Origin of the sequence: Pseudomonas sp. MD330_10, assembly GCF_042610415.1 — a bacterium.
Lineage (GTDB): Bacteria > Pseudomonadota > Gammaproteobacteria > Pseudomonadales > Pseudomonadaceae > Aquipseudomonas > Aquipseudomonas rhodesiae.
On record NZ_JBHGZU010000009.1, the window covers coordinates 98,856 to 120,530 of the forward strand.

19 protein-coding genes and 2 riboswitches are annotated in these 21,675 nt (G+C 63.1%); of the genes, 14 read left to right on the plus strand and 5 right to left on the minus strand.

Annotated elements, in window-relative coordinates; all coding sequences use genetic code 11:
* Positions 1–97: 97 nt before the first annotated feature.
* Both ACFZPT_RS16235 and nfuA read left to right on the plus strand, forming a co-directional pair.
* Entirely contained in the window at positions 98–2,392 is a 2,295-nt protein-coding gene (locus tag ACFZPT_RS16235) for a fatty acid cis/trans isomerase (protein ID WP_034113177.1), read from the plus strand.
* A 93-nt stretch (positions 2,393–2,485) separates the two neighbouring features.
* A complete protein-coding gene (gene nfuA, locus ACFZPT_RS16240; RefSeq protein WP_034097045.1) occupies positions 2,486–3,070 on the plus strand; it encodes a Fe-S biogenesis protein NfuA in 585 nt (194 codons plus the stop codon).
* A 338-nt stretch (positions 3,071–3,408) separates the two neighbouring features.
* Here the strand turns inward: nfuA and cobM are convergent, their stop codons facing one another.
* The 4 genes from cobM to ACFZPT_RS16260 all read right to left on the minus strand — a co-directional run bounded on the left by cobM (position 3,409) and on the right by ACFZPT_RS16260 (position 5,510).
* On the minus strand, positions 3,409–4,158 hold the full coding sequence (gene cobM / locus ACFZPT_RS16245; RefSeq protein ID WP_034113179.1) for a precorrin-4 C(11)-methyltransferase: 750 nt from the start codon (positions 4,156–4,158) through the stop codon (positions 3,409–3,411).
* Positions 4,159–4,228: 70 nt separating this feature from the next.
* Positions 4,229–4,621 (minus strand): cobalamin biosynthesis protein, encoded by a 393-nt coding sequence (locus ACFZPT_RS16250; RefSeq protein WP_034097047.1) that lies wholly within the window; start codon positions 4,619–4,621, stop codon positions 4,229–4,231.
* Positions 4,618–5,310: a CbtA family protein gene (locus ACFZPT_RS16255; RefSeq protein ID WP_034097048.1), complete on the minus strand. Its 693-nt coding sequence runs from the start codon at positions 5,308–5,310 to the stop codon at positions 4,618–4,620. Before ACFZPT_RS16255 ends, ACFZPT_RS16250 begins: the two co-directional genes overlap by 4 nt.
* A gap of 11 nt (positions 5,311–5,321) precedes the next feature.
* Positions 5,322–5,510: a CbtB domain-containing protein gene (locus tag ACFZPT_RS16260; RefSeq protein ID WP_034097049.1), complete on the minus strand. Its 189-nt coding sequence runs from the start codon at positions 5,508–5,510 to the stop codon at positions 5,322–5,324.
* A 97-nt stretch (positions 5,511–5,607) separates the two neighbouring features.
* Positions 5,608–5,816, minus strand: a riboswitch (cobalamin riboswitch).
* 41 nt (positions 5,817–5,857) lie between these two features.
* A riboswitch (cobalamin riboswitch) is annotated at positions 5,858–6,057 on the plus strand.
* A 92-nt stretch (positions 6,058–6,149) separates the two neighbouring features.
* Between ACFZPT_RS16260 and cobW the strand changes: the two genes are divergently transcribed.
* The 4 genes from cobW to ACFZPT_RS16280 are packed head-to-tail and all read left to right on the plus strand — an operon-like array spanning position 6,150 to position 12,630.
* A complete protein-coding gene (gene cobW / locus ACFZPT_RS16265; protein WP_034097050.1) occupies positions 6,150–7,211 on the plus strand; it encodes a cobalamin biosynthesis protein CobW in 1,062 nt (353 codons plus the stop codon).
* 3 nt (positions 7,212–7,214) lie between these two features.
* Positions 7,215–10,979 carry a cobaltochelatase subunit CobN gene (cobN, locus tag ACFZPT_RS16270; protein WP_034113181.1) on the plus strand — a complete coding sequence of 1,255 codons (3,765 nt, stop codon included), beginning with the start codon at positions 7,215–7,217 and terminating at the stop codon, positions 10,977–10,979.
* The gene (locus tag ACFZPT_RS16275) at positions 10,976–11,974 is read left to right on the plus strand and encodes an ATP-binding protein (RefSeq protein WP_034113183.1); all 999 of its coding nucleotides are present in this window, start codon (positions 10,976–10,978) and stop codon (positions 11,972–11,974) included. The genes cobN and ACFZPT_RS16275 overlap by 4 nt, the downstream gene beginning before the upstream one ends.
* A 53-nt stretch (positions 11,975–12,027) precedes the next feature.
* Positions 12,028–12,630 carry a VWA domain-containing protein gene (locus ACFZPT_RS16280; RefSeq protein ID WP_034097363.1) on the plus strand — a complete coding sequence of 201 codons (603 nt, stop codon included), beginning with the start codon at positions 12,028–12,030 and terminating at the stop codon, positions 12,628–12,630.
* Between the two features lie 125 nt (positions 12,631–12,755).
* On the opposite strand, the gene ACFZPT_RS16285 is transcribed toward ACFZPT_RS16280, so the two are convergent.
* Positions 12,756–13,703, minus strand: coding sequence for a DUF1853 family protein (locus ACFZPT_RS16285; RefSeq protein ID WP_034113184.1), 948 nt, complete (start codon positions 13,701–13,703; stop codon positions 12,756–12,758).
* A gap of 144 nt (positions 13,704–13,847) precedes the next feature.
* Here ACFZPT_RS16285 and ACFZPT_RS16290 point away from each other — a divergent pair, with 144 nt between their 5' ends.
* The 8 genes from ACFZPT_RS16290 to ACFZPT_RS16325 all read left to right on the plus strand — a co-directional run bounded on the left by ACFZPT_RS16290 (position 13,848) and on the right by ACFZPT_RS16325 (position 21,664).
* Positions 13,848–14,738 (plus strand): NAD(+) kinase, encoded by an 891-nt coding sequence (locus ACFZPT_RS16290; protein ID WP_034097054.1) that lies wholly within the window; start codon positions 13,848–13,850, stop codon positions 14,736–14,738.
* A complete protein-coding gene (locus ACFZPT_RS16295) occupies positions 14,735–15,709 on the plus strand; it encodes a metallophosphoesterase (protein WP_177449842.1) in 975 nt (324 codons plus the stop codon). The genes ACFZPT_RS16290 and ACFZPT_RS16295 overlap by 4 nt, the downstream gene beginning before the upstream one ends.
* Positions 15,706–16,578 carry a rhomboid family intramembrane serine protease gene (locus ACFZPT_RS16300; protein WP_379555466.1) on the plus strand — a complete coding sequence of 291 codons (873 nt, stop codon included), beginning with the start codon at positions 15,706–15,708 and terminating at the stop codon, positions 16,576–16,578. The genes ACFZPT_RS16295 and ACFZPT_RS16300 overlap by 4 nt, the downstream gene beginning before the upstream one ends.
* Before the next feature lie 13 nt (positions 16,579–16,591).
* On the plus strand, positions 16,592–16,852 hold the full coding sequence (locus ACFZPT_RS16305; RefSeq protein WP_034097057.1) for a YeaC family protein: 261 nt from the start codon (positions 16,592–16,594) through the stop codon (positions 16,850–16,852).
* Positions 16,849–17,679, plus strand: coding sequence for a DUF2797 domain-containing protein (locus ACFZPT_RS16310; RefSeq protein WP_034113190.1), 831 nt, complete (start codon positions 16,849–16,851; stop codon positions 17,677–17,679). The genes ACFZPT_RS16305 and ACFZPT_RS16310 overlap by 4 nt, the downstream gene beginning before the upstream one ends.
* A 13-nt stretch (positions 17,680–17,692) precedes the next feature.
* A complete protein-coding gene (gene pepN / locus ACFZPT_RS16315; protein ID WP_034097059.1) occupies positions 17,693–20,350 on the plus strand; it encodes an aminopeptidase N in 2,658 nt (885 codons plus the stop codon).
* A gap of 209 nt (positions 20,351–20,559) precedes the next feature.
* On the plus strand, positions 20,560–21,276 hold the full coding sequence (locus tag ACFZPT_RS16320) for a YafY family protein (RefSeq protein ID WP_034097060.1): 717 nt from the start codon (positions 20,560–20,562) through the stop codon (positions 21,274–21,276).
* Positions 21,277–21,328: 52 nt separating this feature from the next.
* A complete protein-coding gene (locus ACFZPT_RS16325; RefSeq protein ID WP_034097061.1) occupies positions 21,329–21,664 on the plus strand; it encodes a nuclear transport factor 2 family protein in 336 nt (111 codons plus the stop codon).
* The last annotated feature ends 11 nt before the right edge of the window (positions 21,665–21,675 follow it).

The following is a 21,675-nucleotide window of genomic DNA, read 5'->3' on the forward strand; positions in this document are numbered from 1 at the left end:
CTGGGTTTTGCATGAATATCGTTCATGTTGCCGCCAGGCATGGCCCGGTAGAATCACCGGCAATTTTTCAGCGTACCCCTTGAATCGGGACCGATCCATGTTACTTCGTTCACTCGTCTGCGCCGCATTGGCCTTGCTCGCCAGCACCGTCCACGCCCAGAGTCCCGTTCCGGCAATCTCCTACACCCGCGATATCCAACCGATTTTCACCGAGAAGTGCGTGGCCTGCCATGCGTGCTACGACTCCGCCTGCCAGTTGAACCTGGGCAGTGGCGAAGGTGCGGCGCGGGGCGCGAGCAAAGTACCGGTCTACGATGGCGAACGCAGCCAGGCAACTAAGCCGACCCGTTTGTTCTATGACGCCTTCGGCAAGGCCGCCTGGCAGCGCGAAGGGTTCAGTTCGGTGCTGGATGCCCAGGGCAGTCAGGCTGCCTTGATGGCGCGCATGCTGGAGCTGGGACATCGTCGTACGCCCTTGCAGCCTAATGGCAAGCTGCCCGACGACATTGTGCTGGGCCTCAATCGTGAAAACATGTGCCCCTTGCCGGGGGAGTTCGACGCCTATGCCGGCGCCCATCCCAATGAAGGCATGCCGCTGGCGGTCACCGGGCTGACCGACCAGCAATACCAGACACTGCAACGCTGGCTGGCCTCCGGGGCGCCCATCGACGAGCAAGGCGTGGCACCCAGTGCCCGCGAAGCGGCGCAGGTGCTGCAATGGGAAAATCTGCTCAACGCCCCCGGCGCCCGCGAAAGCCTGGTGGCGCGCTGGCTGTTCGAGCACCTGTTTATCGCCCATCTGTACTTCGAGGGCGGTGAGCCGGGGCATTTCTTTCAGTGGGTGCGCTCGCGCACGCCCAGCGGCCAACCGATTGACCTGATCAACACCCGTCGCCCCAACGACGACCCGGGCACGCGGATTTACTACCGTCTGTGGCCGATCCAGGGCGTGATCGTGCATAAAACCCACATCACCTATCCGCTCAGCGCGCAGAAAATGGCGCGGATCAAAGCTTTGTTCTATGGCAGCGACTGGCAGGTCAGCGCGTTACCGGGCTACGGCCCAGGGCGGCGTGCCAACCCGTTCGAGACCTTTGAGGCGATCCCGGCCCAGGCGCGCTATCAGTTCATGTTGGATAACGCCGAATACTTCGTGCGTACCTTTATTCGCGGGCCGGTGTGCCGTGGGCAGATCGCCACGGACGTGATCCGCGATAACTTCTGGGCTTTGTTCCAGGCCCCGGACCATGACCTGTACATCACCGATGCGCGCTATCGCGGCCAAGCCACACCGTTGCTGGCGATGCCGGGGCAGAACGATGACGTGGGCAGCGTGCTTAGCCTGTGGCTCAAATACCGCGACAAACGCAACCAGTACGAAGCCCTGCGCCGCGACAGCTACGCAGACCTGCCGGCGTCCAGTTGGTCGACCCTGTGGGCCGGTAATGATAATGCGCTGTTGAGCATCTTCCGTCACTTCGACAGCGCGTCGGTCAATAAGGGCCTGATCGGCGAGGTGCCGCAGACGATGTGGCTGTTCGATTACCCGTTGCTGGAGCGCACCTATTACCAGTTGGTGGTCAATTTCGATGTGTTCGGCAATGTCTCGCACCAGGCCCAGACTCGCCTGTATTTCGACCTGATCCGCAATGGCGCCGAGCAGAACTTCCTGCGCTTGATGCCGGCGGACTCTCGCGAGGACTACCTCGACGACTGGTACCAGAACAGCGGCAAGCTCAAGCTTTGGCTGGACTACGAAGCCATCGACGATGATAAGCCCACTGGCCTGCACCTGGATAAGAAGGACCCGAAACGCGATTTCGCCCAGCAGTTGCTCGCCCGCTACGGCGACTTGAACGTCAGCCCTGACCCGATCAATCGTTGTACCGGTGCGTACTGCTCGCGTGAGGGCATCGATCCGGTGCTGCAGGACGTCGACCAGGCCCTGAGCCGCCTTGCATCGCGCCCGGCGGCTGGGCTCAAAGTGATCAATCAATTGCCCGAAGCCACGATGCTGCGCGTGGAAACCCCAAGCGGCAAACGTGAGGTCTACAGCCTGTTGCGCAACCGTGCCCACAGTAACGTAGCGTTCCTGCTAGGGGAGGCGTACCGCTACCAGCCGGGGCTGGACACGCTGACGGTCTACCCTGGGGTGATGAGCAGCTACCCGAACTTTATGTTCAATATTCCCGCCGGAGACGTGCCGGAGTTCGTCTCCCGCATGGAGCAGGCCCAGGACGCCGAGAGCTTTGAGAAGATCGTCGATCGCTGGGGCGTGCGTCGCAGCCATCCGCAGTTCTGGGCGTATTTTCACGACCTGTCGCGCTACCTCCACGAGACCACTCCACTGGAAGAGGGCGTGCTGGACATGAATCGTTATCAAAACCTCTGACCTGCGTGACCGGCTTTTCCGACAAAAATACTGGGACTTTGTAACTCTGTAATGATTTGGCGTAAACTGCCGGCAAGCCTGTGAGGAGTTTCCATGACTGCCATAACCATTACCGACGCCGCCCACGATTACCTGGCCGACCTGCTGTCCAAGCAGAACACCCCAGGCATCGGCATCCGCGTCTTTATCACCCAGCCCGGCACCCAATACGCCGAGACGTGCATTGCCTACTGCAAGCCCGGTGAAGAGAAACCTGAAGACACTGCCCTGGGGCTGAAAAGCTTCACCGCATACATCGATAGCTTCAGCGAAGCGTTTCTCGACGACGCGGTGGTGGACTACGCCACCGACCGTATGGGCGGCCAGTTGACCATCAAGGCGCCGAACGCCAAGGTGCCGAACGTCAACGCCGACAGCCCGGTGAACGAGCGCATCAACTACTACTTGCAAACCGAGATCAACCCAGGACTGGCCAGCCACGGCGGTCAGGTGAGCCTGATCGACGTGGTCGAAGATGGCATCGCTGTGTTGAAGTTCGGCGGCGGCTGCCAAGGCTGCGGCCAGGCCGACGTAACCTTGAAGGAAGGCATCGAGCGCACCTTGCTGGAGCGTATACCGGAGCTCAAGGGTGTGCGTGACGTGACCGACCATACGCAGAAAGAAAACGCCTACTACTGAGTAAGGCGTTCGCTGCGAACAAAAAAACGGCGCCCCGTGAGCGCCGTTTTTTTTGATTTAAATTCAGTTGGTTGAGATATTTATCTCATAAATCAGATTAAGTGATGAAAAGGCTTGCCTAAGATTGTAGTGAGTCAGCGTGGCCTTCAACTACTGGAAGTCCCTATCGGGGGCAAGCCCCCTCCCACAGTAGACCGCGTTCACTGGACGCTGCGAGGTTGCTTCATGTGGGAGGGGGCTTGCCCCCGATAGCGCCGGATCAGCAACTAAGCCGCCAACTGATACGCCTCTATAAAAATAAACTAAATCAAAAGCTTATATCTAATTGATAAAGTTATTTATAAAGTTCGATAAAGGTGCGCATGCCCCGCCCGATACAACGAGGATTCACTGAAACCGTCACTGGCCAACACCCGACCCACTAAAATCAACGCCGTGCGCCGAAACCCTTTGGCGACGACTTTCTCGGCAATATCCCCCAGCGTCCCTGTCACCCAATCCTGATCCGGCCAGGTTGCGCGATGCACCACGGCGATCGGGCAATCCGCACCGTAGTGTGGAAGCAGTTCGGCGACGATCTTTTCCAGATGGTTGACCCCCAGGTGAATCGCCATGGTGGTGCCATGTCGAGCCAGGCTGGCGAAGTCTTCGCCGGCGGGCATGGGGGTCTTGTCGGCGTAGCGCGTCAGGATCACGCTCTGGGCGATGTCCGGCAGGGTCAGTTCGGTTTCCAGCAAGGCCGCGCAAGCGGCAACGGCGGTGACGCCGGGGATGATCTGGAATGGGATGCCCAACGCACGCAAGCAGCGAATCTGCTCGCCAATGGCGCCATACAGGCTCGGGTCGCCGGAGTGGACTCGCGCCACATCGAAGCCATTGGCGTGGGCGGTCTGGATCAACTCAATGATCTGCTCCAGGTGCAGCTCAGCGCTGTTGACCACCTGTGAGGCCTGATGACCCTCCAGCACCGCCGCGGGCACCAGTGACCCCGCGTAGATAATCACCGGGCAACTGCGGATCAACCGCTGGCCTTTGACAGTGATCAATTCCGGGTCGCCGGGGCCAGCGCCGATAAAGTAGACGGTCATGGAGCGTTCCTGTGAAAAAACGGACGAGCATGAAGATTGTTCATGATCGGGGAGGGCGATTATCGGGTTTTTAACCCGTGCAGGCCAATGCCACGGTGGCACGGGCGTTTTTGCGGCGGGTGATCAGCAGTCTGGCAGGGGCTGCGTCGAGCTGTTCGGCCGCTGCCAGCGCGGCGCTTTCGGCAATGCCGTAACAGCCGGTATGGGCAAAAGCCACGGCAGATTTGTGGCTCAGCCGACCTTCATATGCCGCCAAGTGCTGGGCGTTAAAGCAGCACAAGGGCAGGTCCAAGGCTGTGGCCAATGCCAGCAGCCCTGGTTCAGCGTGTTTCAGATCGATACTCGCCAGTGCAGTGAGCTGCCGGCGCTCGACGCCTGCTTCGGCCAATGCCTCATCCAGCAGCGCCAACAGGCTGTGAACCTCACAACCTCGCTGGCAGCCCAGACCGGCGACGAGGCTCATGCCGCGTAATGACTGTCGCGGTTACGCCGGAACAACCACGCGCTGATCAGGCCCAGGGCCAGCCAGAACGCCATGTTGGTCAGCTGCGAAGCGATTTTGAACTGCGCTTCCAGCGCCTCCGGCGCCAGCATTGAATGCACTGCCGGCTGTGGCGCACCAATCACATGGGGCACTACAAGGATGGCCACGCCCAGGACTTTGAGCAGCGCATTGCGACCGAACACCAGCAGGGCGATACCGGCCGCGGTGGACGCGGCAGTGCCGATCCACCAGGTCTGACGCAGCGCCAGGTCAGCTGCTGCGGTGCCCGGCAGTTCCGGCGGCAGGCCCAGGGTGGGTGCCAGCACGAAAGTCGCATAACCGGCCAAGCCCCACAGCAGGCCCTGAGCCGTGCGGGTCGGGGCGCGCAGGGTGTAGAGACCGGCCAGCATCAAGGCAAAACCGACGGCCACCACCAGGTTGCCGGCAGTAGTCGACAGCACGCGCTGCCAGCCATCTTCCGGCTCCCAGGCCTCTGCGTCGTGGGTGTGCGCGGCGGTGCCGGTGGCGTGTTCATGGGCTGCCGGTGCCTGCTCGAAGGTCTCGGCCTGCAAAATCAGCGGTGCCACCCAGAAGCTTTGCAGCAGGGTCAGCAGCAGGGCGGCCAGCAGGCCGGTGAATCCTGCGGTTTGCGCAATACGCTTAATCATCTCGGCAGGTCTCAGTGGCACGGGAACGCGGCGCTGTGGCGGGTATCGTGGGCGGCGTTATGCACCGCCTCGATGTGGGAAAAACCGGCGAAGTACACCAGGCACGCGCCGAGGATCGACGCACCGATGGCGGCGGTCAGGCGTTGGCTCAGGGTAGTGGTGCCGCTGGTGGCGGGCGAAGTGCTGCTGATGATCGACATGGCGCGTCCCTTTCAGGTGTCTGGGGTGGGGACGTGCGCATAAAAACCCCGCGAGCCGGACCCGCAGGGTTTGAACAGCGCCCGCCCACCGCGGGTTTGTTATCTGATTTTTTCGGGCCGGTCTCCGGGCTTGCGAGGGGGCTCTGCCAAGAACCCTTAAAGCGTCGCCTTCCCATGCTCAAGCACAGTGGCCGTGACGCTTCGCTCGCTTACCGTTGCGGGGGCAGCACCGGACTGACCATCGCAAGATGGCGCACCGGTTTCCCGTTTCACCCTGTGAAGGGCACCCGAAACAAGGCCTGTAGGAAAGCATGCAGAGCAGCGGTAGTCAAATTCACCATCCCCCTGTAGCCTTGCACCTTCGAGGTTCTTCGGCCCAGGTCGAAGCTAAGAAGGGAACGCGGTCCAAGCCGCGGCTGCCCCCGCAACTGTGAAGGGTTCAGTTGACTGCCACGCCACTGCCATCAGGCGGGAAGGCGCAGTCAGCGCCGGTCTTGCGACCCGAACGCCCCAAGCCAGGAGACCTGCCTCGTCACCGATTTTTTAATTCAACCGGGCGGGGTGATCCGGTGACGAAATCCGCTGCTGCGCGCCTGCGCAGGGCCTATCGTCCCGTATGCCCGCCCCCAAGGGCATCCGATGAAAACACTGGCCAAACTTCCCGTCACAATCGTTACCGGCTTCCTCGGCTCGGGCAAAACCACGTTGCTGCGCCATATGCTCGACAACGCTCAGGGCCGTCGCATTGCGGTGATCGTCAACGAGTTCGGTGAGTTGGGCATCGACGGCGAGATCCTCAAACAGTGCTCCATCGGCTGCACCGAGGAAGAAGCCAACGGCCGCGTGTATGAGCTGGCCAACGGCTGCCTGTGCTGCACCGTGCAGGAAGAGTTCTTTCCGGTGATGCGCGAATTGGTGGCGCGCCGTGGCGACCTCGACCATATCCTGATCGAAACCTCGGGCCTGGCCCTGCCAAAACCCTTGGTCCAAGCCTTCCAGTGGCCGGAAATCCGCAGCGCCTGCACGGTTGACGCGGTAATCACCGTGGTCGACAGCCCAGCCGTGGCCGCCGGCACTTTTGCTGCGTTCCCGGATCAGGTCGACGCCCAGCGCAAGCTCGACCCGAACCTGGACCACGAATCGCCGCTGCACGAACTATTTGCCGACCAACTGGCCAGCGCCGACCTGGTGATCCTCAACAAGTGCGACCTGATCAGCCCCGATGACCTGGCCCGTGTGCGCCTGGAAGTCGCCGAAGAACTGCCGCCGGCGGTGAAGATCGTCGAAGCCAGCAGCGGTCGCTTGCCCCTGGAGGTGCTGATCGGCCTGGGCGCAGGCTCTGAGGAACACATCGACGCGCGTCACAGCCATCACGACCACCACCACGAAGGTGAAGACGATCACGACCACGACGCGTTCGACTCCATCTCCATCGATCTGCCACAGGCAGATGAAGCGCTGCTGCTCGACGCCCTGACGCAATTGGTGGTGCAGCACGGCATCCTGCGCGTCAAAGGTTTTGCCGCTATCCCCAACAAACCGATGCGCCTGCTGATTCAGGGCGTGGGCACCCGTTTCGACAAACACTTCGACCGCGCCTGGACGGCCGACGAGCCGCGCACCACGCGCCTGGTGCTGATCGGTCAGGACCTGGACGCCGCCGGCCTCGAAGCGCAACTGCGCGCCGCGCTCAGCGTTTAACCCATGCACCTGCTCAGGACTCAGCCCGGCGGTTTTGTCGCGGACGACAATATCGCCGACCTTGGCCAGACGCCCGCCGAACTGGTGGTCCTGTGCAGCGGCGATTCCAGCTTGGCGCTACTGGCCGAAGCAGCCCGGCAACTGCCCGACGACTATCCCAGCCTGCGCCTGGCCAACCCCATGCAGGTGCAGAACCATGCCTCGGTGGACCTGTACGTCGACGAGGTGCTGCGCCACGCGAAAGTCATTCTGATTTCGCTGCACGGCGGTATCGGTTACTGGCGCTATGGCGTCGAGCGCCTGGTGGAGCTGGCCGAGCGTGGGGTGACGTTGATTCTGGTGCCGGGGGATGATCGCCCGGACCCGGAACTCAGCGGCCTGAGCACGGTTGACCCCGAACAGCGCGACCGCCTGTGGCAGTTCCTGCGCCAGGGCGGGTTGGGCAATGCGCTGGGTTTCTATCGCTGCCTGGCCAGCGCTCACCTGGGCCGTGACTATGCCTGGGCCGAGCCGCACACCTTGCCGCGCACGGCGATTTATCACCCGCGCCACGCCAACCCGCGCTTGAGCGATTGGCAGGCGGATTGGCGCGCCGAGTGGCCGGTGGCGGCGGTGCTGTTCTATCGCTCCCATCTGCAGGCGGCCAATACCTGCTTTATCGATGTGTTCTGCCAGCGTCTGCAGGCGGCGGGGCTTAACCCGTTGCCGATGGCGGTGGCGAGTTTGAAAGAGCCTGGCTGCCTGACGGTGGTCGAGGATCTGCTGGACGAGGTCGGCGCGGCGGTCATTCTCAACACCACCGGCTTTGCTCAATCCAGCCCGGAGGCGCCGCATTTGCGCCCGTTTCGGCGCAATATCCCGGTGATCCAGGCGATCTGCGCCCAGGACAACCAGCCCGGCTGGGAGGCCAGCGAACAGGGCCTGGGGCCCCGTGACCTGGCCATGCACATTGCCTTGCCGGAGCTGGACGGGCGCATCATCAGCCGGCCGATCAGCTTCAAGGATTTGGCCTGGCATAGCGAGCGCAGTCAGTCCGACGTGGTGTGCTATCGCGCCGCGCCCGAACGCATGGATTTCGTCGCCGAACTGGCGCGGCGCTGGGTCGAGCTGGCGCGAGTGCCGAATGGGGAAAAACGCATCGCCCTGGTGCTGGCCAACTACCCGACCCGTGATGGTCGCATCGGCAACGGCGTCGGCCTGGACACTCCGGCGGCGGCGCTGAATATCCTGCGCGCGCTGCAAACCGAGGGCTATCCGCTGCCGGATCGACTGCCCGACAGCGGCACTGCGTTGATCCATGAACTGCTCGGTGGCGTGACCAACGACCTCGACAGCCTGGACCTGCGCCCTTGCCACCAGAGCCTGGGCCTGGACGAGTACGAGGCGTTGTTCTTGCGCTTGCCCGAAGCCAACCGTCAGGCCGTGTTGCAGCGTTGGGGCGCGCCGCAGCAAGACCCGATGTGCCGCGATGGCCGCCTGATGATCGCCGGCTTGCGCCTGGGCCTGACCTTTGTCGGTATCCAGCCGGCGCGCGGCTATCAGGTGGACGCCAGCGCGGTGTACCACGACCCGGACCTGGTGCCGCCCCATGGCTACCTGGCGTTCTACTTCTGGTTGCGCCATACCTATGGCGCCCATGGCGTGATCCACGTCGGCAAGCACGGCAACCTGGAATGGCTGCCGGGCAAGGGCGTGGGCCTCTCGGAGCACTGCTGGCCGGATGCATTGCTGGGGCCGCTGCCGAACATCTATCCGTTTATCGTCAACGACCCGGGCGAGGGCGCCCAGGCCAAACGTCGTACCCAGGCGGTGATCATCGATCACCTGATGCCACCGCTGACCCGCGCCGAAACCTACGGTCCGCTGCGCGACCTGGAGCTGCTGGCGGACGAGTATTACGAAGCGCAACTGCTCGACCCACGCCGCGCCCGCGAGTTGCAGAAAGACATTCTCAAACTGGTGCGCGAAACCCGCATCGACCAGGAATTGCAGCTGGACGGCGATGCCGATGCCGCGATTTGGCTACCGCGCCTGGACACCTACCTGTGCGACCTCAAGGAATCTCAGATTCGCGACGGCCTGCACATCTTCGGCGAATCGCCCCAGGGCCGTTTGCGCATCGACACATTGCTGGCCTTGCTGCGCATTCCGCGCGGCGACGGGCGTGGCGCGCAATCGAGCCTGCTGCGCGTGTTGGCCAAGGCCTTCGCGCTGGGCTTCGACCCGCTGGACTGCGCCCTGGCCGAACCCTGGACCGGGCGGCGCCCCGAGGTGTTGCAAGGCATTGATAGTCAGCCTTGGCGCACCGCTGGCGATACCCGCGAGCGCCTGGAGCTGTATGCGGCGCAGTTGATTGAGCAAGCCTTGAACGGTCCGCTGGCGGTATTGCAGGCACCGGGCTGGGAAGAGGTGAGTGCAGTGATCGACAACCTGCGCAGTGTCGTCGCGCCGCGCCTGGACGCCTGCGGCCCGGCGGAAATGCGCGGCTTGCTGGATGCGCTGAGCGGTCGCTTCGTGCCGGCGGGGCCCAGCGGTGCGCCGAGTCGCGGGCGCCTGGACGTGCTGCCCACCGGGCGCAATTTCTTCAGCGTGGATGTGCGCAACCTGCCCACCACCACGGCCTGGCGTATCGGCTTCCAGTCGGCCAACCTGATTCTGGAGCGGCACCTGCAAGATCATGGCGATCACCTGCGTCAGCTCGGCCTGTCGGTATGGGGCACCGCCACGATGCGTACCGGCGGCGACGATATCGCGCAGGCCATGGCGCTCATGGGCGTGCGCCCGGTCTGGGCCACCGGCAGCCAGCGGGTGGACGACTTCGAGATCCTGCCGATCAGCCTGCTGGATCGCCCGCGCGTCGATGTGACCTTGCGCGTGTCGGGGTTCTTCCGTGATGCCTTCGCCAACCTGATCCGCCTGTTCGACGCAGCGGTGCAGGCGGTGGCGGCACTGGATGAACCGGACGATATGAACCCGCTGGCCGCCAAGGTGCGCAGCGAGCGCGAGGCATTGCGTCAATCCGGGCTGGACGACGACGCGGCAGCCAAGCAGGCCGGTTGGCGCATCTTCGGTGCCAAGCCGGGGGCCTATGGCGCGGGGGTGCAGGGCGCGATTGATGGGCGTTTTTGGCAAAGCCGTGCGGACCTCGCCGAGGTCTACCTGAACTGGGGTGGCTACGCCTATGGCGGGTCCGACGAGGGCACCGCCGCCCGCGAGCAGTTTGCCCAGCGCCTGAGCCAGGTGCAGGCGGTGGTGCAGAACCAGGACAATCGCGAACACGACCTGCTTGATTCCAATGACTATTACCAGTTCCAGGGCGGCATGCTCGCCGCTGTGGAAACCCTGAGCGGCGACAAGGCCGCCAGCTACCACGGTGACCACAGCCAGCCGGACCTGCCGAAGATTCGCACCTTGAAGGAAGAGCTGAACCGGGTGATCCGCGCCCGCGCCGCCAACCCCAAGTGGATCGAAGGGGTGAAGCGTCATGGCTATAAAGGCGCGTTCGAGATGGCGGCCACCGTGGACAATCTGTTCGCCTTCGACGCCACCACGGCGCTGATTGACGATCATCAATATGCCTTGCTTGCCGATGCCTACCTGCTCGACCCTGACACCCGGGCGTTCGTGCAACAACACAACCCCGACGCATTGCGCGACATGACCGAGCGCATGCTCGAAGCCCAGCAGCGCGGCCTCTGGCAGGCGCCAGGTGCTTACCGTGACGCCTTGGAAAACCTGTTGCTGGATATAGAAGAAGACAGTCAATGACCGATATTCCCCATTTCCCGCTGTCCGCCGTGGTCGGCGCCGATGACCTGAAACTGGCGCTGTGTCTGGCGGCTATCGATCCCAAGATCGGCGGCGTGCTGATCGAAGGTCCGCGCGGCATGGCCAAGTCCACCCTGGCCCGTGGCCTGGCCGATCTGTTGGCCAGCGGTCAATTCGTGACGTTGCCGCTGGGGGCCACCGAAGAACGCTTGGTGGGCACTCTGGATCTGGACGCCGCGCTGGGCGAGGGGCGTGCGCAGTTTTCCCCGGGCGTGCTGGCCAAGGCCGATGGCGGTGTGCTGTATGTGGATGAAGTGAATTTGCTGCCCGATCATCTGGTGGATCTGCTGCTGGACGTGGCCGCCAGTGGCACCAACCTGATCGAGCGCGACGGCATTTCCCACCGCCATTCGGCGCGCTTTGTACTGGTTGGCACCATGAACCCGGAGGAGGGCGAGTTGCGCCCTCAACTGCTGGACCGCTTCGGCTTCAATGTGGCGTTAAGCGGGCAGACCTTGCCGGCCGAGCGCGGGCAGATCCTCCGGCGCCGCCTGGATTTCGACAGCGATCCCGCCGCCTTTTGCACCGAGTGGGCTGAACAGCAGGCAGCGTTGCGCGAGCGCTGCACTCAGGCGCGGGCGCGGTTGGACAGTATCGAGCTGGATGATCAGGCCCTGGCGCAGATTACCGAGCGCTGCTTTGCCGCCGGTGTCGATGGTTTGCGTGCTGACCTGGTCTGGCTGCGCGGCGCTCGGGCCCATGCGGCGTGGCGGGGCGCGGATGAGATTGCCGAGGAAGACATCGAAGCCGTCGCGGAACTTGCCTTGCGCCATCGTCGCCAGGAACCATCTCCACCGGCCAGCCCGCCCAGCCAGGCACAGTCGCCGAAACCTTCGGACGGCTCGCCCGCTCAAGGCCAATGGGGCGATATGCCCGCGCCGGCCCTGCCCACCGGCACTCGCCGAGACGTGCCCACCTGGCCAAAAAAGCCCTAGGCATCCGCCCCCGACCTGACGCGGGGACGGATGCCCGCCCCAAGGTCGGGCGACTGGACAACGGCAGGCAAGGCAAGGCGCGCAGTGCCCGGCAGGGTTCGATCAACTGGCCCGGTACTTTGCTCGGCGGCCGGCCGCATTCACGTGAAGACCTGTGCTACCACCTGCGCAGCCGCGCGGCCCACGAGTTGTGGCTGGTGATCGTCGATGCGTCGGCGTCCACCCGGCGGCATCGTGCATTAACCGACGCAAAGGGGTTGCTCGCCCAGCTCTTTGACGACGCCTACCGGCAACGCGCACGCATGGCCTTGTTGACCGCCAGCGGCCAGGCGCCGAAGTGGCAGGTTCAAGGGTTGAAAGCTGCCAGAAGCCTGACCGGCTGGCTGGATCAGCTGGGTGCGGGCGGTGGCACGCCGTTGCTGGCGGCACTGACCGAGGCGCAGCATTGGATGGTGGCGCGACGCAAGCGGTATCCGGCTGAGCAGCAGCGTGTGTTGGTGATTACGGATGGGCGGCTCAAGGACATCGGCGGGTTGCCGTTATTGGCGTGTGCGGGGTTGCTGGTGGATATCGAGCGCGGGCCGATCAGGCTGGGGCGGGCCCAGGAGTTGGCGGCTGGGTTGCAGTTGGATTACCGGCATATCGATGAGGTGTAGTGGCGGTACCACCGCCATCGGGGGCGAGCCCCCTCCCACATTTGATCGAGTACACCCTTTGGAATGCGGTCAGTGTGGGAGGGGGCTTGCCCCCGATGACGCACTCACATACACCACACCCGCCATCAACCAGCCCCCGGCACATTCGGCCAAAGATCGGCCACCAGAAACAAGCGCTCGGCTTCCTCCCAATCCCCGCCGTTCTGCACCATGCGCACGAGCAACTGCGCAGGCGCCAGCGGATCAAGGTCGGCCAGCCACGCCCGCAGCTGTTCCTCACTCCACACTTCATCCGCCGGGTAATGCGCCGGCGCCAGCCAGGCATGGCGGGGCAGGGGTTGCCAGCGTCCGGGCGCGCTGACCGCGACAAAATCCCGCCAATCGCGCTGATGCAACCAACGCCCGCGCAGGTGCTGAGGGTGCGCGCCCGTCGGTGGTTCGGCCAGGCCGGGCCAGGGGTAGAGCAAATACCCGCCCAGCCACAAGTGCGCGTCGAACTGCTGAATATCCAGCGCCGCCAAAGCTTCGCGGCTCTCGGCCCGTGCTGAAATCGGCAGTTGATGCTGGGCCAGATGCGCCAGTTTACGGTCGAGGCGGTCGTGACAGCCGGGGCCCAGCCATTGCGCGGTGTCCTGGCCGTTGCCGTGCTGCGGGCCGAGATAGAGCTTGATCGCCAATTCCAGGTGATGCACGCCGTCGCGGTCGCGCAGCAGCATGTCCAGCTCACCGAGGGTATGCCCGGCGCGGCGGATCGGCAGGTTGGCGGCCAGCAATTCCACGCCCGGCGCATGCTGCACGGCAAATTGCCACAAGCGCTCGTAGTACAGCCCCAAGCGCCGCGTGCGCGACAGGCTCAACCAGTGCTGCAAGGCCCGGCTGTCCTGGTCGAGACTGCGCAGCCAGTGGGCGAGCCGATCCGGCGCTTGCACCCAGTCACTGCCGGCCAGCGGGTGACGCTGCGGCCAGGGCGCGCGGGCTAGCATCGGCGGGGCGAGGATCACCCACGCCAAGTCGCGCACCTCCGGGTGGCGCAGTTGGCGGGGCAGGTTGAGTAGATCGGGGAACACAGTCATGGTCCGAGCATAGCCGTTTAACCGCGCAGAAGGGGGCTGAGAACCGTTGTCATCAAGGCTTCGCGGCGACAAAGGATTTTGCCTGGCGCGGCCTTTCGCCCATAATCGGGGTTTTTCGCCACACCCCAATCCCGCAGGAGCCCCATGGAGCAATTTCGCAATATCGGCATTATCGGTCGCCTGGGCAGTACCCAGGTGCTGGACACCGTCCGCCGGCTTAAGAAGTTTCTGCTCGAGCGCCACCTGCATGTGATCCTCGAAGACACCATCGCCGAAATCCTGCCGGGCCACGGCCTACAGACCTCATCGCGCAAGATGCTCGGCGAAGTATGTGACATGGTGATTGTGGTCGGCGGCGACGGTAGCCTGCTGGGCGCAGCCCGGGCGCTGGCGCGGCATAACGTGCCGGTGCTGGGGATCAACCGGGGCAGTCTGGGGTTTCTCACCGATATCCGCCCCGATGAGCTGGAAGTCGAAGTGGCCAAGGTGCTCGACGGCCAATACCTGGTGGAAAACCGTTTCCTGCTGCAAGCCGAAGTGCGTCGCCATGGCGAAGCCATCGGTCAGGGTGATGCGCTCAACGATGTGGTGCTGCACCCTGGCAAGTCCACCCGCATGATCGAATTCGAGTTGTATATCGACGGCCAGTTCGTGTGCAGCCAGAAAGCCGACGGCCTGATCGTCGCCACGCCCACCGGCTCCACCGCGTATGCGCTGTCCGCCGGCGGCCCGATCATGCACCCCAAGCTCGATGCCATTGTGATCGTGCCGATGTATCCCCATATGTTGTCCAGCCGACCGATTGTGGTCGATGGCAACAGTGAGCTGAAAATCGTGGTGTCCAAAGACATGCAGATCTACCCGCAAGTCTCCTGCGACGGGCAGAACCATTTCACCTGCGCCCCCGGTGACACCATCACCGTGAGCAAAAAGGCACAGAAGTTGCGCTTGATCCACCCGCTGGATCACAACTACTACGAAGTGTGCCGCACCAAGTTGGGCTGGGGCAGCCGCTTGGGGGGTGGAGGCGACTGATGCTCGATCCCGCGCGTAGCTACGACCTGATTGGAGACGTGCACGGATGCGCACAAACCCTTGAGCACTTGCTCGACCAGATGGGTTATCACAAACAGGCCGGCACCTGGCGCCATCCGTCGCGCATGGCGGTGTTCCTCGGCGATATCATCGACCGTGGCCCACGCATCCGCGAAGCGCTGCATATCGTCCACGACATGGCCGAAGCCGGCCAGGCGCTGTGCATCATGGGCAATCACGAGTTCAATGCCCTGGGCTGGGCCACGCCGGCGCCGCCGGGCAGTGGCAAGCAGTACGTGCGCGAGCACACCCCACGGCATGAGCGCTTGATCCACGAAACCCTGACCCAGTTCGAGCAGCATCCGGCCGACTGGCACGACTTCCTCGGCTGGTTCTACGACATGCCGCTGTTTGTCGATGCCGGGCGTTTCCGCGTGGTGCATGCGTGCTGGGACGACAGCTTTATCCAGCCGCTGCGCGCCACATTCCCGGATGGTTGCATCGACCCGCACTTCCTGCAGGCCGCCGCCGTGCCTGGCAGTTTTGCCTGCAATGCCTTTGACCGCCTGTTGCGCGGCACCGATATGCGCCTGCCCGACGGCCTGACGCTGACCGGCGGCGACGGCCTGACGCGCTCGTTCTTCCGCACCAAGTTCTGGGAAGACGACCCCAAGACCTACGGCGACATCGTGTTCCAACCCGATGCGCTGCCCGAGCCGGTGGCGCGCACGCCGTTATCGCCCCATGAAAAGAACTCCCTGCTGCGCTATGGCGCCGACGAGCCGTTGCTGTTCGTCGGCCACTACTGGCGCAGTGGCAAACCGGCGCCGATTCGCCCCAACTTGGCCTGTCTGGATTACAGCGCGGTGCTGTATGGCAAGTTGGTGGCCTATCGATTGGACCAGGAAACTCGCTTGGACCCGCATAAGTTCGTGTGGGTCGATGTCGAGCGGCCGGAGGTGATCCTATGAGTACCGTGGCCGTATTACGCTTGCCGCTGAGCGTCGACCTGGGTGGTTTCGTCAAATTGCTGCAACGCATGCAAGTGCCCCATCGCGTCAGCGAAGAGGCCGGTGAGCAAGTGTTGTGGGTGCCGGAAAGCATCAGCGATGACGTACGTGTGTTGTATCAACGCTTCCCGGCCGGCGATCCAGACCAGCAGTTGGACATTCCCGAACAGGCTCCCGTGACCCGTCCCGGTTTCCTCCAGCAAGTGCGGCATAGCCCAGTGACCGCATTGGTGCTGCTGGCGAGCTTGGTGGTGGGCGCGTTGACCCTGCTGGGCGACAACCTGCAGGCCATGAGCTGGCTGAGCTTTCTGCCGTTCCGAGTACTGGGCGACTACATTCAGTTCACCCCTTTGGCCGACAGCCTGGCGTCGGGGCAGTGGTGGCGGTTGGTCACGCCGATGCTGTTGCACTTCGGCATTCTGCACCTGGCCATGAATGGCATGTGGTACTGGGAACTGGGCCGGCGCATCGACGCGCGCCAGGGCAGTATCAACCTGCTTGGCCTGACTCTGCTGTTCAGCCTGGTTTCCAACTACGCGCAATACGCCTACGGCGGCCCGGGCCTGTTTGGCGGGTTGTCCGGCGTGTTGTATGGCCTGCTCGGGCATTGCTGGATCTATCAACTGTTGTCGCCCAACCCGGCCTATCGCCTGCCCCGTGGGGTGCTGGCGATGATGCTGGTGTGGCTGGTGCTGTGCCTGTCGGGGTTGGTCTCGATGATCGGCTTCGGCGAAATCGCCAACGCGGCCCATGTGGGCGGGCTTGTGATCGGTTGCTTCACCGGCCTGCTGGGCGGGCTCTACAGCCGCCGTAAAACGCCAATTAATTAAAGGAAGAGCCTCCATGTCCTCTTTTGCTGAAATGATCGAAAACATCACCCCGGACATCTACCAGAGCCTCAAGCTCGCCGTGGAAATCGGTAAATGGTCCGACGGCCGCAAACTCACCGCCGAGCAGCGCGAGTTGTCGTTGCAGGCGATGATCGCCTGGGAAATCCAGAACCTGCCGGAAGACCAGCGCACCGGTTACATGGGCCCGCAGGAATGCCAGTCGAAGTCGACCACCGTGCCGAATATCCTGTTCAAGTCGGACGCGATCCATTGATTGAAATCGGTCGCGGTGCAGTCAGCAAAATGTCGGCGAAACTCGGTGAGCCGACCGTTCAATATGCGTTTCGTCTGGGCGATACCGAAGTGCCGGTCAACCCGTTGATTGGCACCCACGTGCGCCTGGAATACCTCGGTGCCATTCATTGCAGCCATTGCGGGCGCAAGACCAAGACCAGTTTCAGCCAGGGTTATTGCTACCCGTGCATGACCAAACTGGCTCAGTGCGACCTTTGCATCATGAGCCCCGAGCGCTGCCATTACGACGCCGGCACTTGCCGCGATCCGAGCTGGGGCGAGCAGTTCTGCATGACCGACCACGTGGTGTACCTGGCCAATTCCTCCGGGATCAAGGTCGGCATCACCCGCGCCACCCAGCTGCCGACGCGTTGGCTGGATCAGGGCGCCAGCCAAGCGTTACCGATCATGCGCGTGGCTACGCGCCAGCAGTCCGGGTTTGTCGAAGACTTGTTTCGCAGCCAGGTGGCCGATAAGACCAATTGGCGGGCATTGCTCAAGGGCGACGCGGTCAGCGTGAACCTCAAGCAGGTGCGCGACGAGCTATTCGCCGCCTGTGCCGAGGGCTTGCAGGGGTTGCAGGAACGCTTTGGCCTACAGGCCATCCAAACCATTGCCGACATCGAACCGATTGAAATCCGCTACCCGGTCGAGCAGTATCCGGCCAAGATTGTCAGCTTCAACCTGGACAAGAACCCAATTGCCGAAGGCACGCTGCTGGGGATCAAAGGCCAATACCTGATCTTCGACACAGGCGTTATCAATATTCGCAAGTACACGGCCTACCAGCTCGCCGTGCATCAGTAGAAGGATGCCCACCATGCGCACCGAACAACCCAAGATGATCTACCTCAAGGACTATCAGGCGCCGGACTACCTGATCGACGAGACGCACCTGACCTTCGAGTTGTTCGAGGACCACAGCCTGGTCCACGCGCAGTTGGTGATGCGCCGCAATCCCGAGCGCGGCGCCGGCCTGCCGCCGCTGGTGTTGGATGGGCAGCAACTGGAGCTGCTGAGCGTCAACCTGGGCGACAAGGAACTGACCGAGGCTGACTACCAGTTGACCGACAGCCACCTGACCCTGCACCCGACCCACGACAGCTTCACGCTCGACACCAGCGTGCGCATCCACCCGGAAACCAATACCGCGTTGGAAGGCCTGTACAAATCCGGCGGCATGTTCTGCACCCAATGCGAAGCCGAGGGCTTTCGTAAGATCACCTATTACCTCGACCGCCCGGACGTGATGAGCCGGTTCACCACCACGGTGATCGCCGAACAGCACAGCTACCCGGTGCTGCTCTCCAACGGCAACCCGATCGCCAGCGGCCCCGGTGAAGACGGCCGTCACTGGGCGACCTGGGAAGACCCATTCAAGAAACCTGCGTACCTGTTCGCCCTGGTGGCCGGCGACCTGTGGTGCGTCGAAGACAGCTTCACCACCATGACCCAGCGTGAAGTGGCGCTGCGCATCTACGTCGAGCCGGAAAACATCGACAAGTGCCAGCACGCCATGACCAGCCTGAAAAAATCCATGCGCTGGGACGAAGAAACCTACGGCCGCGAGTACGACCTCGACATCTTTATGATCGTGGCGGTCAATGACTTCAACATGGGCGCCATGGAGAACAAGGGCCTCAATATCTTCAACTCCAGCGCCGTGCTGGCCCGCGCCGAGACCGCCACCGACGCCGCGCACCAGCGGGTCGAAGCGATTGTCGCCCACGAGTATTTCCACAACTGGTCGGGCAACCGCGTGACCTGCCGCGACTGGTTCCAGCTGTCGCTCAAGGAAGGTTTCACGGTGTTCCGTGACTCGGGCTTCTCCGCCGATATGAACTCGGCCACGGTCAAGCGCATCCAGGATGTGGCCTACCTGCGCACTCACCAGTTCGCCGAAGACGCCGGCCCCATGGCTCACGCCGTGCGCCCGGACAGCTTTATCGAAATCTCCAACTTCTACACCCTGACCGTGTATGAAAAGGGTTCGGAAGTAGTCGGCATGATCCACACCTTGCTCGGGGCCGAAGGCTTCCGTAAGGGCAGCGACCTGTACTTCGAACGCCACGACGGCCAGGCCGTGACCTGCGATGACTTCATCAAGGCCATGGAAGACGCCAACAACGTGAATCTCAGCCAGTTCAAACGCTGGTACAGCCAGGCCGGCACGCCGCGCCTGGCGGTGAGCGAGTCCTACGATGCTGCCGCCCACACCTACAGCCTGACGTTCCGCCAGAGCTGCCCGCCGACTCCGGACAAGATGGAAAAACTTCCCTTCGTGATCCCGGTGGCACTGGGCTTGCTGGACGGCAAGGGCGCCGACCTGCCGCTGCGCCTGGCAGGCGAGGCCGCAGCCGCTGGCACCTCCCGCGTGCTGTCGGTGACGCAAGCCGAACAGACCTTTACCTTCGTCGATATCCCAGAGCAGCCATTGCCGTCGCTGCTGCGCGGCTTCTCGGCGCCGGTGAAGCTGAGCTTCCCCTACAGCCGTGATCAACTGATGTTCCTGATGCAGCACGACAGCGACGGCTTCAACCGTTGGGATGCCGGACAGCAACTGTCGGTGCAGGTGTTGCAGGAGCTGATCGGCCAGCATCAGGCAGGTCAGCCGCTGCAGTTGGATCAGCGTCTGATTGACGCGCTGCGCACGGTGCTGACGGACGAAACCCTCGACCAGGCCATGGTCGCGGAAATGCTCTCGTTGCCGAGCGAAGCCTATCTCACCGAGATCAGCGACGTGGCGGACGTGGACGCCATCCATGCCGCCCGCGAATTTGCGCGCAAGCAGCTGGCCGACCACTTGTTCGACACCCTGTGGCTGCGTTATCAGGCCAACCGCGAATTGTCGCGCCAGACCCCTTATGTGGCCTCGGCCGAACACTTTGCGCGACGTGCCTTGCAGAACATTGCGCTGTCCTACCTGATGCTCAGCGCCAAGTCCGAAGTGCTGGCGGCGACCCTGGAACAGTTCGACGCCTGCGACAACATGACTGAGCGGCTGACGGCGTTGGCGGTGCTGGTCAACTCGCCGTTCGAGGCGGAAAAAGCCCAGGCGCTGGCGGTGTTCGCCGAGAACTTCAAGGACAACCCGCTGGTCATGGACCAGTGGTTCAGCGTGCAGGCGGGCAGCACACTGCCGGGCGGGCTGGCGCGGGTCAAGGCGTTGATGGAGCACCCGGCGTTCACGATCAAGAACCCGAACAAGGTGCGTGCGCTGATCGGCGCCTTTGCCGGGCAGAACCTGATCAACTTCCACGCCGCGGACGGTTCCGGTTACCGCTTCCTGGCGGACCTGGTGATCCAGTTGAACGTCCTCAACCCTCAAATCGCGTCGCGCCAATTGGCACCGCTGACCCGCTGGCGCAAGTACGACAGCGCGCGCCAGGCGCTGATGAAGGCCGAGCTGGAGCGCATCCTCGCGTCCGGCGAGTTGTCCAGCGATGTGTACGAAGTGGTCAGCAAGAGCCTGGCGTAAGGGACCGGTGCGTTGTCATCCCCGTTCGCTCACCCCTTACTGAGATGAGCGGGCTTTTTTTGTGGTGAGCGGGCTTGCCCCGCGCCGGGCTGCGAAGCAGCCCTATCAAAACACCGCAACACCTCAGCAAACCGCAGGCATTTGCTACTGACAAGTTCTGTCAGTAGCAGGTGCTAAACTGCGGCATCTTTTCCCCCTGAGCCATCAACGTGTCCCGCACCACTCGTTTACTGACCTTGCTGCAGGCCCTGCGTGGGCGCAAGCGCCCGGTCACGGCGGCCGCGCTGGCGGCGCAGCTGGAGGTGTCCGAGCGCACGCTGTACCGCGACATCGCTGAGTTGACCGCGCTGGGCGCGCCGATTTTCGGCGAGGCCGGGGTAGGGTACGTGTTGCGCAGCGGCCTGTTCTTGCCGCCCTTGATGCTCAACGCCGAGGAAACCGAGGCGATCGTGCTGGGTTTGCGCTATGTGGATCAGCGTGGCGATGACGTGCTCAGTCGTGCCGCCGCCAACGCCTTGGCGAAAATCGCCGATGTGCTGGACCCTGCCGCTCAAGAAGCCTTGCGCAACCCGACCCTGTTGCCGGGTCCGCCGGGGTTCGGCTATCCGGAAAACCGCGTGCCGCTCAATGTGTTTCGCGAGGCGATCAGCCAGCAGAGCAAGCTGCACATCGATTACGCGGACGCCAGTCAAACCCAAAGCCAGCGCCTGATCTGGCCGCTGGCCCTGGGCTTTCTGAATGAGGTGCGGGTGGTCGTCGCCTGGTGCGAGTTACGCGGCGCCTATCGCACTTTTCGCACCGACCGCGTGGCCAGCGCCGAGGCCCGTGGAGAACGCTATCCGGGCCGCCGCAGTGACTGGTTGCGGGCCTGGCGCAAGCTGATGGAACAGGATGACAGCGGCCGTTTCACTCCTGACAAAAACTGACACAACGCTGGCTTAGCATGGCCTTACAAAATCAACCGACAGGAGTTGTGCCATGCCCCTTAACGAACTGGCCCCGGCCATCGCCACCTATATCGAAGCGACCAATAGCCGCGACATCTCGGTGGTGGCCCAATGTTTTGCCGAAGACGCCAACGTGTTCGATGAAGGCCAGCATCAGGTCGGCACCGCCGCCATTGCGCGCTGGATGGAGGACACGGCCCAGCGCTACCAGCCGCGGGTCGAAGTGCTTAAGGTGCAGCATCGCACGGGTAAGGTGCTGGTCAGCAACGTGGTAACCGGTAATTTTCCGGGCAGCCCGCTGGAGTTGCGCTACACCTTTCGCTTGAATGAGCAGGGAAAGATTTCACGCCTGGATATTTCCGTGTAGGTCATACTGGC

What these genes read in the sequence shown, in the direction of transcription:
- ACFZPT_RS16235 (WP_034113177.1), top strand. Translation starts at nt 98, where the DNA reads ATGTTACTTCGTTCACTCGTCTGCGCCGCATTGGCCTTGCTCGCCAGC.
- nfuA (WP_034097045.1), top strand. Translation starts at nt 2,486, where the DNA reads ATGACTGCCATAACCATTACCGACGCCGCCCACGATTACCTGGCCGAC.
- cobM (WP_034113179.1), bottom strand. Translation starts at nt 4,158, where the DNA reads ATGACCGTCTACTTTATCGGCGCTGGCCCCGGCGACCCGGAATTGATC.
- ACFZPT_RS16250 (WP_034097047.1), bottom strand. Translation starts at nt 4,621, where the DNA reads ATGAGCCTCGTCGCCGGTCTGGGCTGCCAGCGAGGTTGTGAGGTTCAC.
- ACFZPT_RS16255 (WP_034097048.1), bottom strand. Translation starts at nt 5,310, where the DNA reads ATGATTAAGCGTATTGCGCAAACCGCAGGATTCACCGGCCTGCTGGCC.
- ACFZPT_RS16260 (WP_034097049.1), bottom strand. Translation starts at nt 5,510, where the DNA reads ATGTCGATCATCAGCAGCACTTCGCCCGCCACCAGCGGCACCACTACC.
- cobW (WP_034097050.1), top strand. Translation starts at nt 6,150, where the DNA reads ATGAAAACACTGGCCAAACTTCCCGTCACAATCGTTACCGGCTTCCTC.
- cobN (WP_034113181.1), top strand. Translation starts at nt 7,215, where the DNA reads ATGCACCTGCTCAGGACTCAGCCCGGCGGTTTTGTCGCGGACGACAAT.
- ACFZPT_RS16275 (WP_034113183.1), top strand. Translation starts at nt 10,976, where the DNA reads ATGACCGATATTCCCCATTTCCCGCTGTCCGCCGTGGTCGGCGCCGAT.
- ACFZPT_RS16285 (WP_034113184.1), bottom strand. Translation starts at nt 13,703, where the DNA reads ATGACTGTGTTCCCCGATCTACTCAACCTGCCCCGCCAACTGCGCCAC.
- ACFZPT_RS16290 (WP_034097054.1), top strand. Translation starts at nt 13,848, where the DNA reads ATGGAGCAATTTCGCAATATCGGCATTATCGGTCGCCTGGGCAGTACC.
- ACFZPT_RS16300 (WP_379555466.1), top strand. Translation starts at nt 15,706, where the DNA reads ATGAGTACCGTGGCCGTATTACGCTTGCCGCTGAGCGTCGACCTGGGT.
- ACFZPT_RS16305 (WP_034097057.1), top strand. Translation starts at nt 16,592, where the DNA reads ATGTCCTCTTTTGCTGAAATGATCGAAAACATCACCCCGGACATCTAC.
- pepN (WP_034097059.1), top strand. Translation starts at nt 17,693, where the DNA reads ATGCGCACCGAACAACCCAAGATGATCTACCTCAAGGACTATCAGGCG.
- ACFZPT_RS16325 (WP_034097061.1), top strand. Translation starts at nt 21,329, where the DNA reads ATGCCCCTTAACGAACTGGCCCCGGCCATCGCCACCTATATCGAAGCG.